General features: G+C 50.5%; 14 protein-coding genes. 12 read left to right on the top strand and 2 right to left on the bottom strand.

What is annotated here, in order from left to right:
• Positions 1 to 26 precede the first annotated feature (26 nt).
• The 9 genes from ASG16_RS12625 to ASG16_RS12585 all read left to right on the top strand — a co-directional run bounded on the left by ASG16_RS12625 (position 27) and on the right by ASG16_RS12585 (position 9,784).
• Positions 27 to 1,484, top strand: a complete 1,458-nt coding sequence (locus tag ASG16_RS12625) for a sensor histidine kinase (RefSeq protein WP_056491461.1) — start codon at positions 27 to 29, stop codon at positions 1,482 to 1,484.
• Positions 1,481 to 2,176 carry a response regulator transcription factor gene (locus ASG16_RS12620; protein ID WP_056491459.1) on the top strand — a complete coding sequence of 232 codons (696 nt, stop codon included), beginning with the start codon at positions 1,481 to 1,483 and terminating at the stop codon, positions 2,174 to 2,176. The genes ASG16_RS12625 and ASG16_RS12620 overlap by 4 nt, the downstream gene beginning before the upstream one ends.
• 146 nt (positions 2,177 to 2,322) lie before the next feature.
• Positions 2,323 to 3,318 carry a beta-ketoacyl-ACP synthase III gene (locus ASG16_RS12615; RefSeq protein WP_048034447.1) on the top strand — a complete coding sequence of 332 codons (996 nt, stop codon included), beginning with the start codon at positions 2,323 to 2,325 and terminating at the stop codon, positions 3,316 to 3,318.
• A complete protein-coding gene (locus ASG16_RS12610) occupies positions 3,308 to 4,483 on the top strand; it encodes an ATP-grasp domain-containing protein (RefSeq protein WP_056491458.1) in 1,176 nt (391 codons plus the stop codon). Before ASG16_RS12615 ends, ASG16_RS12610 begins: the two co-directional genes overlap by 11 nt.
• Positions 4,484 to 4,498: 15 nt before the next feature.
• Positions 4,499 to 5,500 (top strand): NAD-dependent epimerase/dehydratase family protein, encoded by a 1,002-nt coding sequence (locus ASG16_RS12605; protein WP_056491456.1) that lies wholly within the window; start codon positions 4,499 to 4,501, stop codon positions 5,498 to 5,500.
• Positions 5,487 to 6,341, top strand: a complete 855-nt coding sequence (locus tag ASG16_RS12600; RefSeq protein ID WP_241970747.1) for an MBL fold metallo-hydrolase — start codon at positions 5,487 to 5,489, stop codon at positions 6,339 to 6,341. Before ASG16_RS12605 ends, ASG16_RS12600 begins: the two co-directional genes overlap by 14 nt.
• The gene (locus ASG16_RS12595; protein ID WP_056491452.1) at positions 6,329 to 7,663 is read left to right on the top strand and encodes a F390 synthetase-related protein; all 1,335 of its coding nucleotides are present in this window, start codon (positions 6,329 to 6,331) and stop codon (positions 7,661 to 7,663) included. The genes ASG16_RS12600 and ASG16_RS12595 overlap by 13 nt, the downstream gene beginning before the upstream one ends.
• A complete protein-coding gene (locus tag ASG16_RS12590; protein WP_056491450.1) occupies positions 7,644 to 8,801 on the top strand; it encodes a GNAT family N-acetyltransferase in 1,158 nt (385 codons plus the stop codon). Before ASG16_RS12595 ends, ASG16_RS12590 begins: the two co-directional genes overlap by 20 nt.
• A gap of 95 nt (positions 8,802 to 8,896) precedes the next feature.
• Positions 8,897 to 9,784, top strand: a complete 888-nt coding sequence (locus ASG16_RS12585) for a DMT family transporter (RefSeq protein ID WP_056491448.1) — start codon at positions 8,897 to 8,899, stop codon at positions 9,782 to 9,784.
• On the opposite strand, the gene ASG16_RS12580 is transcribed toward ASG16_RS12585, so the two are convergent.
• Positions 9,785 to 10,492, bottom strand: a complete 708-nt coding sequence (locus ASG16_RS12580) for an ArsR/SmtB family transcription factor (RefSeq protein ID WP_056491446.1) — start codon at positions 10,490 to 10,492, stop codon at positions 9,785 to 9,787.
• Between the two features lie 132 nt (positions 10,493 to 10,624).
• Between ASG16_RS12580 and ASG16_RS12575 the strand changes: the two genes are divergently transcribed.
• Positions 10,625 to 11,224: a DJ-1/PfpI family protein gene (locus ASG16_RS12575; RefSeq protein WP_056491444.1), complete on the top strand. Its 600-nt coding sequence runs from the start codon at positions 10,625 to 10,627 to the stop codon at positions 11,222 to 11,224.
• Positions 11,225 to 11,296: 72 nt separating this feature from the next.
• Here the strand turns inward: ASG16_RS12575 and ASG16_RS12570 are convergent, their stop codons facing one another.
• On the bottom strand, positions 11,297 to 12,286 hold the full coding sequence (locus ASG16_RS12570) for a M23 family metallopeptidase (protein ID WP_056491441.1): 990 nt from the start codon (positions 12,284 to 12,286) through the stop codon (positions 11,297 to 11,299).
• Between the two features lie 199 nt (positions 12,287 to 12,485).
• On the opposite strand from ASG16_RS12570, the gene ASG16_RS12565 reads away from it, so the two are divergent.
• Positions 12,486 to 13,211 (top strand): response regulator transcription factor, encoded by a 726-nt coding sequence (locus tag ASG16_RS12565; RefSeq protein ID WP_056491439.1) that lies wholly within the window; start codon positions 12,486 to 12,488, stop codon positions 13,209 to 13,211.
• Positions 13,201 to 14,964, top strand: a complete 1,764-nt coding sequence (locus ASG16_RS12560; protein ID WP_056491437.1) for a HAMP domain-containing sensor histidine kinase — start codon at positions 13,201 to 13,203, stop codon at positions 14,962 to 14,964. Before ASG16_RS12565 ends, ASG16_RS12560 begins: the two co-directional genes overlap by 11 nt.
• The last annotated feature ends 33 nt before the right edge of the window (positions 14,965 to 14,997 follow it).

Raw genomic sequence — 14,997 nt, 5'->3', positions numbered from 1 at the left:
CCATGACTGCAAGGGGGTGATGAACCATGTCAATCAAAACAAGACTGTTGCTCTCCTATATTGCCATGATTATTATCCCCCTTGTTTTGTTTGGATTGGTGGCATCGGGATTGGCGAATTACTTTTGGGAGGAACGGGAGGCAGGCAAACCATTCATTCGTGATACGCTCAATAAACGAGACGAGTTGTTTGCTGGTGTCACATTCATGGCTAAATACGCTCCCGATCAATTGACGAACGAGAACATGCTGACAGAGACGGATGAGCAGTTACAAGCAGTTGGCGGTGCATTGATACTGACAAAGGACGAAAAAGTGCTATTCCTCTCTCAGTCGATTGATAGCGCTGACGTGCCTGACTATTTGCAGGATCAACCAGATCAGGGGCGCATGCATAGCTGGAAGCAAATTAATCAGGACGGCTACACATTTGATACGTACGAGTTTACTTTTGCTGATCAAAGTAAAGGGAAGCTCTACTTCCTTGCGAATTCTTTCCTATTTATGCAGACAGGCATTTATTTTTTTATCACATTGATTCTCAGTCTTCTAACGATTGTGGCGCTGACGAACGGTGTACTCACGTTTCTTGTTTCACGCAGTATCATTCGTCCTTTATACGCCTTAAAGCAGGCAGCATACGAAATCAAAGAAGGCAATCTGGAGCGCCCTGTTCAACTCCATCGCAAGGATGAGCTGGGAGAGCTGGGAGAAGCATTTGAAGAGATGCGTGGCAGATTGTATGATTCTATCCATTTGCAGCTACAGTATGAGGAAAATCGTAAACAACTGATTTCCAGTATTTCGCACGATCTAAAAACACCCATAACAGGAATCAAAGCCTGTGTAGAAGCGGTTCAGGAAGGGATTGCGGATACGGAAGCGAAGCGGGAAAAATATATGAAGATGATTGCCATCAAATCAGAACAGATGGACCGTCTGATTGATGAGCTGTTTTTATTCTCGAGACTGGATTTGAACAAGCTTCCCTTTCACTTTGAAGAAGTCGATATGCGAGCATATTTGGCGCAGTTTGCCGAGGAGCTGCGGCTAGACCCGCGGATGCACGGTGTATCTATTCGCTATGACGAGGAAAATGAAAGTCCGATTCCAGTCATGGCTGATCAGGAAAAACTCCATCGCGTGCTCATGAATATCGTGGACAATAGCCTGAAGTACTTGAACAAGGACGAGAAGCTGCTCCGATTGGAGGTGGAGAAAGCCGACGGTGAAGTGATCGTGGCGATCTCCGACAATGGGACAGGGATTGAAAAAGAAGCCATACCTCATATTTTTGACCGTTTTTATCGGGCGGACCCTTCGCGTAATTCGGCCATGGGAGGCAGTGGTCTTGGACTCGCCATCGTCAAACAAATTGTGGAGGGGCACGGTGGTCGTGTATGGGCGGAGAGTGAGAGCGGACGCGGTACCCGCATTTGTTTTACCTTGCCAGATTTCAAGAGAGTCGGGGGTGACACGGATTGAAACATATTTTAATCATTGAAGATGACATGGTGATCGCAGAGGTGCAAAAGGATTACTTGGAGGCAAACGGCTACTCGGTCGATGTCGCGACTTCCGGCGATACGGGGTTGCAAAAGGCGCTGCAAGAGGAGTATGACCTCCTGATACTAGACCTGATGCTCCCGATCGTGGATGGCTTCGAAATCTGCAAGCAAGTCCGCAAAGCCAAAAATATTCCGATCCTGCTCGTCTCCGCGAAAAAGGAAGACATCGACAAGATCCGTGGACTGGGTCTGGGTGCCGATGATCATATTAGCAAGCCTTTTAGCTTAGGAGAACTGGTAGCGAGGGTCAAAGCTCATCTGGCGCGTTACGACCGCCTCGTCTCCGATTCCAAACCGCATACGGCAAAAGAGGAGATCAGGCTTCGGGGGATTCGCATCGACAAGCTGGCGAGGAGGGTTTACATCAACGGAAACGAAGTGGCGTTTACTTCCAAGGAATACGACCTCCTGCTCTTTTTGGTAACCCACCCCAACTGGGTATTTAGCAAAACAGAGCTGTTTGAAAAGATTTGGGGTCTCGATTCGTACGGGGATATCGCGACGGTGACGGTGCATATTAGCAAGCTGCGGGAAAAAATAGAAAGCGATCCGGCTAAGCCGCAGTACATTGAGACGGTGTGGGGTGTCGGTTATCGCTTTTTACTATAGTAGTAGAAGTAATGCGGCATACGTAAACACTTGGGTAATTAGTACCAAGTGTTTATTCTGTTTCCCATAAATCGACAAACTTATGTAAAATATAGGGCAGATGTCGAATCGTGTGTGAGTAATGCGAGCTAAGGGAGACACAGATCATGGAGAGAAAAATCAAAATCCTCGGAACAGGGAAATACTTGCCTACTCGGCGTGTGACAGCGGCAGAACTGGAAGAAAAGCTGGGACTTGCGGCTGGATGGGTAGAGAAAAAGTCCGGGGTAAGCGTCAGGCATTTTGTGACGAACGAAACGGCTGCACAGATGGGAGCCATCGCTGCTAGGCGTGCTTTGGAAGCGGCGGGCCTCTCCCTTCACGATATCGATTGTATCGTATGTGCAAGCGGGACGGCACAGCAGGAAATCCCATGCACGGCTGCCTTGATTCAGGAAGAGCTTCAACTAAGTAAATCAGGTATTCCCTGCTTTGATATAAATGCGACATGTCTAAGTTTTGTCACTGCGCTGGATGTGATGTCGTGCCAAATGGCAGTCGGTATTTACGAGCGAGTCTTGATCATTTCATCGGAGATATCCTCCGCAGGTTTGAATTGGGAGCAAAAAGAGAGCTGCGTGCTGTTCGGAGATGGAGCTGCGGCTGTTGTCATCGGCAGGACGCCAGAAACAGAAAGCTCCCGTATCTTGGGTTCAAGTATGAAAACATACAGTGAAGGAGCGCACTATTCCGAAATAAGGGGGGGCGGTACGCTGATCCACCCGAGCCAATTTGCGCAAGGAAGAGAAGCAGACTTTGCATTTGATATGGACGGACGGAAAATTTTTCGCCTGACCTCGCAGTTGATTACCGGCTTTGTGGATCGCTTGTTGTCTTCAGCCTCCGTAACCAAGGAGCAAATTCGTACAGTTATTCCTCATCAGGCCAGTGGGATGGCGATGCGGATCATGGCAGGCAAGCTTGGGTTTCGCGACCAGCAAATGGTGAACATTCTGGCAGAGCATGGCAATGTCATCGCAGCTTCGATTCCGATGGCGCTGCATGAAGCGATTGGGCAGAATCGGGTACAGCGAGGCGATCTCCTGATGCTGCTGGGCACTTCTGCTGGCTTGTCTCTCGGAGGAATTGTGCTTGAATACTAAACAATCAGTCTTGCTGACAGGAGGACGAGCTCCAGCTACGTTAGAGCTGGCGCGGTTGCTGGGTTCTGCGGGACATCGGGTCATTGTAGCGGAGAGTGCGCGGCGACATTTATGCCAGCACTCTCGTTATGTAGAGCGCTCCTACCAAGTGCCTCCTCCCCGTCAACAGCCCGATGCTTATATCGAAAAGCTGTGCGAAATCATGCAGCGTGAGCGTATCGATCTTTTGATCCCGACTTGCGAGGAGATATTCTACGTATCGCGCGGGCGTGATCGCTTGCTTGATTTCGGTGAAGTGCTTGTAGAAGGAATCGAGGTGCTGCGTTCGTTGCACGACAAATGGCTTTTTGCCGAAATGGCGCGCGAGGTGGGAGCACTGGTTCCACAGACGGTGCGGGTACAATCTCCTGCTCACTTGCGGGAGGCTATGCTGCAAGCAAGGGGACCTGTTGTGCTCAAGCCCGTCTATTCTCGCTTCGCAGCTCATGTACGAATCGTAGCAGACCCGTCCTCTGCGGCAGGGCAGTCCAAGCTACCCGAGCCGACAGTTAGGCAACCATGGCTAGTCCAACAGCTTATAAAAGGAAAACAGGTGTGCAGCTACGCTGTTGCTCAGGATGGACAGCTCACCTTGTACGCCGATTATGAAACAACACATACAGCAGGACAGGGGGCCTCGATTCACTTCGCCTATTCAGCCCACCCACAGGTAAGAGAATTTGTTAGTCGCTTCGTGCAACGACATACGTTTAGCGGACAAATCGCATTTGATTTCATTGAGAATGAGCAGGGAGAGCTATACGTAATCGAGTGCAATCCGCGACTGACAAGCGGTGTGCATTTGTTTGCGGGACAGCAAGAGGCAGCGACTGCTTATTTTTCTGATCAGGGAAAAACCGTTGTTCCTGCTGGAAAGCAAGCTTGCATGCTGGGGATGGCGATGCTGACATACGGCCTTGCTGGCATGACGAATGGCCAGAAGGCAAAGCGTTGGGTGAGCGATCTGCTTTCAGCAAGGGATGTACTGTTTAGGCGGGATGATCCGCGGCCTTTTTTTGATCAGTTCTCCATGCTGGCAGATTTGGCTTGGCAGAGCTTTCGAACGAAAAAAAGCATGATCGCTTGCAGTACGAGCGATATTGAATGGAACGGAGAAGAGGCGTAAGGACGTGAGGAAGAAATGAACAAGCGAGTTCTAGTAACAGGGGCGACGGGGTTTCTCGGACAGAAGCTGGCTACACGACTGCATGAAATGGGCTATGAGGTGACAGCACAAGGACGCGACGAGCGAATCGGCCGACAATTGCAGGATCGAGGCATTCGATTCCTTCGGGCAGACCTAAGAGACAGAGAAGCTATGTTGAACGCTTGCCGTGATCAGGATATCGTGCATCATGCGGCTGCTTTTTCCTCCCCGTGGGGAACGTACCGTGACATGTACGAGACGAATGTGACAGGAACCATTCATGTGATCGAGGGCTGCAAGCAGCACGGTATCCAGCGTCTGGTCCATGTATCTACGCCGAGTATTTATTTTACTTTTGACGACAAGCTGGGAATCCCCGAAGATGAGCCGATGCCCGTACGGTTTGCCAATACATACGCACAGACCAAATACCAGGCGGAGCTGGAGGTCGACAAGGCGTTTCTTGCCGGGCTTCCGACGATTACGATTCGTCCTCGTGCCTTGTTTGGCCCTGGGGACAATGCAATCCTTCCCAGATTGATCCGCGCCAATGAAAAGAAGTTTGTTCCGCTGATCGACGGAGGCAAGGCGATCGTTGATTTGACCTATGTGGAAAATGTCGTGGACGCGCTGATCTTGTGCATGGATTCTCCAGCGCACACATTGGGCCAGGCTTACAACATTACAAATGGCGAGCCAGTGACGATGATCGAGGTGTTGTCAGATGTGTTTCGTCGCTTGGGGGTTCCGCTGAAAACGCGCGAGCTGCCATATTGGAAGGCGTATGCGGCAGCTTGGGTGCTGGAGACACTCTCCAAGACCGTTTTGGGCTATCGCGAGCCGGTTTTGACGCGTTACTCGGTAGGTGTGCTCGCCAAATCACAAACCTTGGATATCTCAAAGGCGAAGCGCGATCTGGGCTATGAACCGCGGGTGAGCATTGCCCAGGGTATCGAGAGCTTTACCGAATGGTGGAGGACGCATGATGGACGTTAAACTGACGCTGATAGATACGGGCTACTGCCAGCAGCTCGAGATGTTTTCACGAAAAGGCGGCCGGATGAAAAACATTCCGTTTCACGCCATCGCAGGGCTTATCGAGCATCCCGTCCACGGCTTGCTGCTCTTTGATACGGGTTATTCGCAACGCTTTTTTGAAGCCACGAGCAAGCTTCCTTATTCGTTGTACGGCAAAATAACGCCTGTATTCTCGGAGGCACACGAGAGTATTTCTGAACAGCTCGCAGCACGCGGAATCAAAACGACAGACATAGCAGGTATTCTCATTTCTCATTTCCATGCGGATCATATCGGCGGTTTGCGCGATTTTCCGCATGCCCGACTATACTGCTTCGAGAGTGCCTACAACCATGTCAAGGGAAAGACGGGGTGGGCGGCGCTACGGGAGGCGTACTTGCCTGATTTAATGCCTGACGATTTCGAAGAACGGGTGACTTTCATTGATCGAGCAGGGCTGGTGGCATTGCCTGAAGCTTACGCGCCATACATCGTAGGTTACGATTTGTTTGCGGATCAGAGTCTGTACATCGTCGATCTGAACGGACATGCAATCGGGCAGTTGGGTGTGTTCCTGCGCGATCGGGATCATGGGGATGTATTTTTGTGCGCGGATGCCGCTTGGTCGAGTGAAGCTTATCGCGGCAACTTGTTGCCTCATCCACTGGCTAGGTTGATTATGGCGGATCGACAGGCGTATCGCGAGCATTTGCACAAGCTGCATATGCTATCCCGCCAACGTCCCGACATGAAAATCATGCCGACACACTGCGGGGAAGTCTGGCAGGCCAGCAGAGGAGCGTTCACATGGAGATCATGACACTCTTGAAGCAGTATGTAAAAACGAAGTGGCATGCCCGTCGGTTTTCCTCGCGTGAGCAGCTAGTAAAATGGCAAGAAGCGCAGGTCGGAGCGATGCTGTCACGCATTTTGCCAGCTTCTCCTTTTTACCGAAAGAGAGTGGGAACGCCAGAACAATGGAGACAAATGGAGCCGATTGATAAACAGCGCATGATGGACCATTTTGACGAGCTGAATACGTGCGGGATCAAGAAGGAAGAAGCGTTTGCGATTGCACTGAAAGCAGAAACGACACGGGATTTCACTCCCCAATTAAATGGCGTGACCGTTGGCTTATCTTCTGGGACATCTGGTAATCGCGGGCTTTTCCTCGTAGGGCCGCAGGAGCAGGCGAAATGGGCAGGGGTGATTTTGGCGAAAGCACTGCCTGGTCAGCTATGGTCGACACATCGGATTGCTTTTTTCTTGCGAGCGAATAGCAACCTGTATACGGCGGTCAACAGGCGTCGCATTCAATTCTCGTTCTTCGATTTGCAAATACCGCTCGATCAGCACCTTGATCACCTGAATCAGTATCAGCCGACTGTGCTGGTTGCGCCCGCCTCGATGTTAAGAATGCTCGCGACTGCCCAGCGTCAGGGGAAATTGCGGATATCTCCGATCAAGGTGCTCTCGGTGGCAGAAGTGCTGGACCCGTTGGATCAAACATACATCGCAGAAGTGTTCGGGCAGATTGTGCATCAAATTTATCAATGCACAGAAGGGCTGCTTGCGGTGAGCTGTTCACACGGAACGTTGCATGTCAATGAAGACCTCGTAGTGGTGGAAAAGGAGTATCTCGATGAGCAAAAGGAACGATTCTTTCCGATCATCACAGATTTTTCCCGGACGACACAGCCGATTATCCGTTATCGGTTGAACGACATTTTGACGGAAAGGCGTACGCCATGTCCGTGCGGCTCGGTGTTTATGGCGCTGGAATCGATTGAGGGCAGGGCAGATGATCTGTTTGTTTTTCGCCATGAAAACGAAGCGCGATGGATATCGGTATTTCCTGATTTCATCCGTCGTGCTGTCATTACCTCGTCTGATGCGATAGAAGCGTATACGGTACGACAGCAAAGCTACGAGCAAGTCGAGGTAGCACTGCTCATGAAGGGTGGGGAAGGACCATCCACGCAAGAGCAGGAGCGAGTGCGCCAAGGCCTGGAGCGAGTCATTGCCGATCAGCAAGGGCAATTGCCTGCGATTGTGTTTGCACCGTATGAGTTGAATCTCGGTACGAAAAAATTGCGGCGGGTAGAGAGGATGTTTGTTCAAGGTGAGCAGGCAATGGATTGAATGGTATGAAGGGACCTCGGCGGAGCAAATCCCTTGGGAACAGGCGCAAGATGCCGATTATGTCAAAAGCTATTTGCTGCCCATGATGACGGAACAACCATCCCGCTATGTGCAAAATGTACAGACGCAGATGCATGCACTCCGTGTAGGCGATCGGATCATGCCTGTAACGGTGAACGATACCGAGTACGACAATTCGTATGTCAGTTCGGTGTTTACCCACTACGTGACGTACGCGAAGGAAGAGCTAGGCATGCTCGATTCAGGGGTGCTGAGGCGGGTGTTGTCGACTGTACTCACAGGGCTTGGACGCTGGATGAAAAAAAGCCAATGCAACAAAATGGTCATCGTCAACAATTGGCTGTTATCAACGAATCTGTATCCTGACGTGAGTGCAGATGAAGTGAAGGACATCACGGAAAACGGCATCCAAAAGTTCCCCGGTCATATCATCGCGTTTCGATCTGTTTGTCGCAGGCTGTATCCGGATTTTTACAAGGGGCTCGTAGAGAAGGGCTATCTCATGGTTCCCAGTCGCTACGTCTACCTGTTTCACCCCGATTGGCCAGCGCAGGGCAAGTGGCGGGTCCGCAATACGCTCAACCGCGATCGGAAAATGCTTGCCAAATCCGGCTATCGCATTCTGCGTCATGAGGAGTTGGAAGAACAGCATGTCGAGCGTATCGTTACTTTATATAACGCGCTGTATCTGGATAAATACTCTCAGCATAATCCACAGTTTTCGGTGGAGTTCGTCCAACTGGCGATACAAAAGAGGACATTGACCCTCATCGGCTTGGAAAAAGACGGACGACTGGACGGCATTCTTGGCTATTTTGAGCGAAAGGGTGTGATGACGACACCGCTATTCGGCTATGATACGACGCTCCCCAAAGAGACCGGGCTGTATCGGATGTTGTCGTGCCTCTTGGTACATGAAGCACAGAGCAAAGGCATCCTGCTCCATCAAAGTGCTGGCGTTGGCGCATTCAAAGCGGACAGGGGAGCCGAGGGGGAACCGGAATATACAGCGGTGTATGTCAAGCATTTGCCGCTTTATCGTCAAGCTGTCTGGAAGGTGCTCGCTGTCTTGCTGAATCAAATCGGGATCAAGATGGTAGAGAAGTACCGACTGTAAACTATTTGCACACTTCGACCCTCATCGAACTAACCGTCAGGTACACTACATGTAAGAAGAAACAAGTAGCTTGCCTGAAACGGGGGAACAATGCCATGAATAAAATTTTGTTCGGGATACTTGTCGTCGTGACGACATCGTTGATGGGTTCGTCTTTTGCCGTAGGAAAGATTGGATTGGCCTATTTTTCACCATTGCTTTTGGTAGGGCTGCGCTTTACGTTGGCAGGACTGATCATGGGCGCGTGGGTATGGAAAAAGCCGCTCCCGAAGTCGGCGGGTGACTGGGGGAAGCTGTGTTTGATCGGATTTTTGCAGACGGCTGCCGTCATGGGATGTATCTTTTTGAGTCTGCGTACGATCACAGCGGGTGAATCCTCGATCCTGACATTTATGAATCCACTGCTCGTGGTCATATGGGGAACGTTGTTTCTAGGAATATCCTATCGGCTGACGCAATGGATGGGAGTTCTGATTGGACTGGTTGGGGTGTTCATCACGCTTGGCTTCCATTTGCAATGGGAGACGGGGACGCTGTTTGGTATCGGGTCCGCCCTTGCGTGGTCAATGGCCACGATTCTCGTGAAAAAGTGGGGAGGCCGCTTCAATGTGTGGGTGATGACAGCCTATCAGATGCTGTTCGGAGGAGTTCTTCTTCTCGTGATGGGGTTCACGTTGGAAACGCCGAAGCTGATTGTGACACCGACCGCTGTGTTCGTCGTCCTATGGCTCGCGATCATGGCTTCCATTGTGCAGTTTGCGACGTGGTTTTTCTTGCTGAATCACGGAGATCCGGGCAGGACGAGTGCTTTTTTGTTCCTCGCTCCGTTCTTCGGTGTTTTGTCAGGTTGGGTGTTGCTGGGTGAGGTAGTGCACTGGCAGGTGTATGTGGGAGGATTGTTGATTTTTGCAGGGATTTTCCTGGTGAATTGGACGTTTGCTCCGCGAAGGCGAGTAAGTGAAAAAGCACAGCTGGCAGAGTAGCTAGCTGTGCTTTTTGCATTCATCTACATGCAGTCCGAACTCGGTCATAAATCCAGAGGTGCCTAACGGCGTGACACGGACTGCTCTCCCTCCTGGCACTCGCTCGATCCAGCCAAGCTCAAAAAATCGGTTGGTGAGTGAGGCCCCGAGGCTGCCTGCCAAGTGGTGGCGACGCTCGCTCCAATCCAGACACGGACGGGCATAGCGACGCCTGCTCTTCGGCTTGGCCACAAGGTCTACGCCGAGTGATTGCAGCTTGGTTTTTCCCGCTTCACTGAGCACGTAGTCTTGACCGGATGCTTCAATCAACTGCAATTCCAGCATTTTCTGCGTCAGGGCAACGCCCACTTCGCCTGCGAGATGGTCGTAGCAGGTGCGAGCATAGCGGATGGCTCGCAATTGGTCGGACTCGCGCAAGGAACGAACAGGCTTAGGTGCAGCGATTGTCATTAACGATTCCAGGGCATGAGCGACATCAGGGCTGGCTAGGCGATAGTAGCGATGTCGGCCGTGTGATTCGCTGACCAGTAGACCTCCTTCCACCAGCTTTGCCAAATGAGCGCTTGCTGTTTGAGGGGTGACTTTTGCGGTTCGTGCGAGTTCACTGGCGGGGAGTGCCTTGCCGTTCATCAGGCTGACCAGGATGGAGACGCGGGATGGTTCTCCTATGAGGGACGCGACCTCTATAATATTCGGGCTGGTACTCATCAGACAGCGGACCTCCTCCATTATTTTTTCTTCTATCAATGACTCTAGCAGAATCTTACAGCTAAAAAAACTAGAGATGTTCGCAAACACCTGTTGTAAAATATATCCAAACATGAACTGGGGGAGATCCACATGGAGACCAAGCAATGGCGAGTAGGAATTTTTTTGTTTGACGATGTGGAGGTGTTGGATTTTGCAGGTCCGTTTGAAGTATTCTCGGTGACATCTATGGAAAATGACAGCCATATTCCTTTTCGTGTAGAAACGGTATCGGAGACAGGGAACATGATTCAGACGCTGAATGGTCTGAAGGTTCAACCTGATTACAGCTTTGCCAATGTGCCTGCTTTTGATATTCTCATCATTCCTGGCGGGATAGGTGCGAGGGAACGAGAAGTACATAATGAGCAGGTGATCCAATGGATTCGTGAACAAATGCAGCAGGTCGAGCTGATGGCCTCTGTCTGCACAGGAGCCTTTTTACTTGCAAAAGCAGGCTTATTATCAGGCAAAAAAGCAACGACCCATTGGGCCAGTCTCGATCGAATGGAAAAGGAATTTCCAGAAGTCGTTGTGCAAAAAGGAGTAAAATTCGTGGATGAAGGAAATATCGTCACCTCTGCTGGAATCTCAGCGGGTATCAATATGTCCTTTCACATTATCAAACGATTAGTAGGCGCCGAAGTAGCAGAACAGACTGCGAAGATCATGGAGTATGATATTGTTCTCTAAAAGAATGCGGCAGTCCACCTCTTTGGATACAAGACAAAGGGACGCACTGCCGCTGTTTAACAGCTATACGATTTATTGTGCAGGAATGCTGTCACCTTGACGCGGATTCAATCCGTTCTCCCACTGCACGCGAATGGATTTGCTATGGAACAAATCTTTGCCGTCAGAGACCTGATAATGCAGATGAGGCTCGCTGGAATTGCCAGAGTTGCCGCATAGCCCAAGCAAATCCCCTTTCTCCACACGATCGCCAACCTTCACCTTGGCGGAGCCTTCCTTCAAATGGGCGAAGTAGCTGAATTCTCCATGGCCATGATCGAGGATGACGACGTTGCCAGCGGGCTGCTGCGTGTTCATCGCTCCGACAGGGACATTATCCTTGATATCATGGACGACATGTACGACGGTTCCTGCCTGGGGTGCGAGTATTTCTTGCCCGAATGCGAAGTAGCTCTCATTTTTCGCAGGATCACCTTTGTAGGATAATCCGTCTTTGACCTGAATCAGATCGTATGCATAGCGTTGGCCTTCCACCTCGTAGTGATAGTTTGAAAGGACATTCTGACCTCCCCAGAACACATACCACTCACCTGTAAACGGTGCGCTATACGCCAGCTTTGTCATAGTAGTGTCGGTGTCAGGGTAGCTTTGCAGCGGCCTTAATAAAACGCCCGTAATGATCCCTTTTTCATCCGTCGTAAGGACGAGGCCCCGTTTGGCGTCCTGATCCACCCAGGTGTCATAATCACTGCCGTTTACGGACGTGCGGGAATAGTGATTCCACGACTTCAACCCCGAGCTAAAAGCAGTATACCCTTCAACAAACTGTGCTTTTGAAACCTGCTGTTTGAATGACGAGCTTGTTTGCTCATATACATCCTCTATTTTTCCGTTAAGGAGCGCTTGTACAAAAGATTCCGCTTTAACCGTCATCGTCTTTGCACCTTCCCCTTTCTTCGTGGGGGATTCAGTAGTAGAGGGGATTGCCGTTGCTTCTGATTGCGCAGCACATCCTGTCAAAAGAATTGCTCCTACACCAAGTGAAATCCAAACTTTTTTCATGTCGCCACTCCTATCTTGTTCTAAGCGCTAGCTCTATTATAGAAAGCGACTCTTATCGGACACGAAACGCTGGCTTACAGGATGCTTAATTCGAACGTACGCAAAATTATGATTCCGTTAAGGTTGTTGCGGACGCGCGCTGACACTACGCATGATAAAATGGAGGATAACGCAAAAGCGCAAAAGGAGCGAAGTGATCGTGAAAGATGCAGCTATCCTTCTCGTGGACGATGAGCAAGCCATCCTCCAATTGCTTGAGACCGTACTGAACAAAGAAGGATTCCGCTCGATCGACAAGGTGAAAACGTCTGAGGAGGCGCTTTGTGCATGCGAGCGAAAAAGCTATGACCTGATCGTCCTGGACGTAACGCTTCCGAACATGAGCGGCATAGAGGCTTGTCCATTCATCCGCCGTCTGACGGATGCACCGATTTTGTTCTTGAGTGCGAGAGACACCGATTTTGACAAGCTGACCGGATTTGCCGTTGGCGGAGATGATTACGTGACGAAGCCGTTTAATCCGATGGAAATCGTCGCACGCATCAAGGCACTGCTTCGCCGTACGCGCAGACCGAACCCGGTCATACCGACAGCACCCGTTCAAGGTGTCTATGATTTTGGTCGTTTTCAAGTCTATGAAGCAGCAGGGGAGCTCTGTGTGGAGGGGAAAGTCATTCCTTGTCCATCCCTTGTTTTCCAACTGTTGCTATTTTTGTGCAAAAATCCGAATCGGATATTTTCGAAAAGCGAGCTGTACGAACGAGTATGGGGCGTGAATAGCTTACGTGACGACAACACCATCATGGTACATATCCACCGGATTCGGGAGCGCATCGAGCCCGATCCAGCGCAGCCGGAGTTTTTGGTAAACGTCAGGGGACTCGGGTACAAAATGGTGAAAAAGGGCCTTCCTCATGAATATTAAGAGTAGAATCGCGCTCCATCTGATCATGTGGTTGGTGCTGGTTGGCCTCATTCTCTTTGTGTTAGCCGGGTTTACGTTATATTGGACGCTGGAAGAAATGTCAAAAGTGCAGTCCTCCCGTCAATTTGAGAGTGTCGGCTTGCAGAGGCTGATCCAGACCATTGAAGTAGAGGGAGAGGATGTCCGTTTTGACCCGACGCTGCTGGAGAAGGTGCGGGATAGCGGAGGGTGGCTTCAGCGGATTGATGAAAAGGGTTATGTCACCGACTCTTTCTTTACTCCGCCTGACGTACCCAGCTACTACGGTCCTGGTCAATTAACGGCTTATTGGCTCCGAAAAAGCCCGTTTCCGTATCAGCTATCGCTATGGATACAGGAAAAAGACGGCGTGGTACACACCTTACTGTATGGGATGACGAACCGCGATGACGACTTTTTGCAGGAGGTGATGAAGGAGGCTGATTTTAAAAATAACGAGATCATGCTTCCTCCAAGCATCCAAAATCAATTGAAGAGTAGATCGGGCTGGGTGCAGCTCCTGGACCCGAAGGGAGCGGAGCTGGCTTCCTTCAATAAGCCTGCAAAAGCGATCAAGGATTTCTCGGTGGAAGAACTGGCGCTGCGCTCGATATACCCGGATCGCTACGGAGCAACAATCGTATCGCATTATGATCAAAACAGCGGACAAACCTGGGTGCTCAGTTTTCCGTTGCCAGGAACGACCCCCGGGGAAGAACCGCTTTTGACACCGGAAAGTAAGGCCCTTTTCATCGGGATGGGCGTGTTACTCTTGTCAGCGATGTTCGTCTTCGGGATTGTGTCCTACTTGTTCGGACAGCGATTTGGCGCACCGATTGTTCACGTTTTACGATGGCTGACCTTTCTGCGTGGAGGAAAGTACGAGGAGCCTGTCAATGCGGATGGTGTTCCGCTCAGCCAAGACAAGCGAGGGAAAAGAAAGCGTAAATACCGTATCTACCAAGATGTGATTGACTCAATGGATTCCTTGTCGCAAACGCTTTCCCGCAACGAAAAGCTCCGTCAAGAAACAGAGCAATTGAGAAATGAGTGGATCGCAGGTGTTTCCCATGATCTAAAAACGCCGCTGTCCTCTGTCAAAGGGTACGCGCATCTGTTAGGAAATGCTGAGTATACGTGGACGACAGAAGAGGTACATACTTTCGCCAAAATTATTTTGGACAAGTCAGCGTATATGGAAGACTTGATCAACGATTTGGCGCTGACGTATCGATTGAGGAACGGACAGGGTGCTCCTACAGTCGAACTCGTTGAGTTGAATGGTTGCACAGCGGAAGCCATCACGGAAGCAGCAAAACATCCCTTGTACCCGGAAGGCTGCATCCGGTTTATCCCCTCTGCCGAACCTGTTTACATGCTCGTCTACAAGCCATGGTTTCAGCGAATCGTGGATAATCTGGTTGCCAATGCCTTGATTCACAACGAGAGCGGTACGATTGTGTCCATCAGTGTACAGGCAGTCGAGCCATCTTCAGTTGTGCTCATTTTTAGCGACAATGGAAGCGGGATGGATGAAGAAACAGCGGATCGACTTTTCGAGAGGTATTATCGTGGCACAGACACCGAGTCCCGCACGGAGGGCTCTGGCCTTGGGATGGTCATTACAAAAGCATTAGTGGAAGCGTTTGGTGGTTCAATCAAAGTGAAAACAGCTATCGGGCAGGGGACGACGATTGCGATTGGGTGGGAAGCGGAGCAACCGCCTCGGGCTTAAAATAGGCTGATAGGGAAAGGAAAAGGCTGCGTT

Source organism: Brevibacillus sp. Leaf182, from assembly GCF_001423865.2.
GTDB lineage: Bacteria > Bacillota > Bacilli > Brevibacillales > Brevibacillaceae > Brevibacillus > Brevibacillus brevis_C.
This window is presented reverse-complemented; position numbering and strand designations above follow the sequence as displayed.

Excerpts from the sequence above, each read along its gene's own strand:
- ASG16_RS12600 (WP_241970747.1), top strand. The coding sequence starts at position 5,487 with ATGATGGACGTTAAACTGACGCTGATAGATACGGGCTACTGCCAGCAG.
- ASG16_RS12615 (WP_048034447.1), top strand. The coding sequence starts at position 2,323 with ATGGAGAGAAAAATCAAAATCCTCGGAACAGGGAAATACTTGCCTACT.
- ASG16_RS12585 (WP_056491448.1), top strand. The coding sequence starts at position 8,897 with ATGAATAAAATTTTGTTCGGGATACTTGTCGTCGTGACGACATCGTTG.
- ASG16_RS12570 (WP_056491441.1), bottom strand. The coding sequence starts at position 12,286 with ATGAAAAAAGTTTGGATTTCACTTGGTGTAGGAGCAATTCTTTTGACA.
- ASG16_RS12580 (WP_056491446.1), bottom strand. The coding sequence starts at position 10,492 with ATGAGTACCAGCCCGAATATTATAGAGGTCGCGTCCCTCATAGGAGAA.
- ASG16_RS12625 (WP_056491461.1), top strand. The coding sequence starts at position 27 with ATGTCAATCAAAACAAGACTGTTGCTCTCCTATATTGCCATGATTATT.
- ASG16_RS12560 (WP_056491437.1), top strand. The coding sequence starts at position 13,201 with ATGAATATTAAGAGTAGAATCGCGCTCCATCTGATCATGTGGTTGGTG.
- ASG16_RS12575 (WP_056491444.1), top strand. The coding sequence starts at position 10,625 with ATGGAGACCAAGCAATGGCGAGTAGGAATTTTTTTGTTTGACGATGTG.
- ASG16_RS12605 (WP_056491456.1), top strand. The coding sequence starts at position 4,499 with ATGAACAAGCGAGTTCTAGTAACAGGGGCGACGGGGTTTCTCGGACAG.
- ASG16_RS12595 (WP_056491452.1), top strand. The coding sequence starts at position 6,329 with ATGGAGATCATGACACTCTTGAAGCAGTATGTAAAAACGAAGTGGCAT.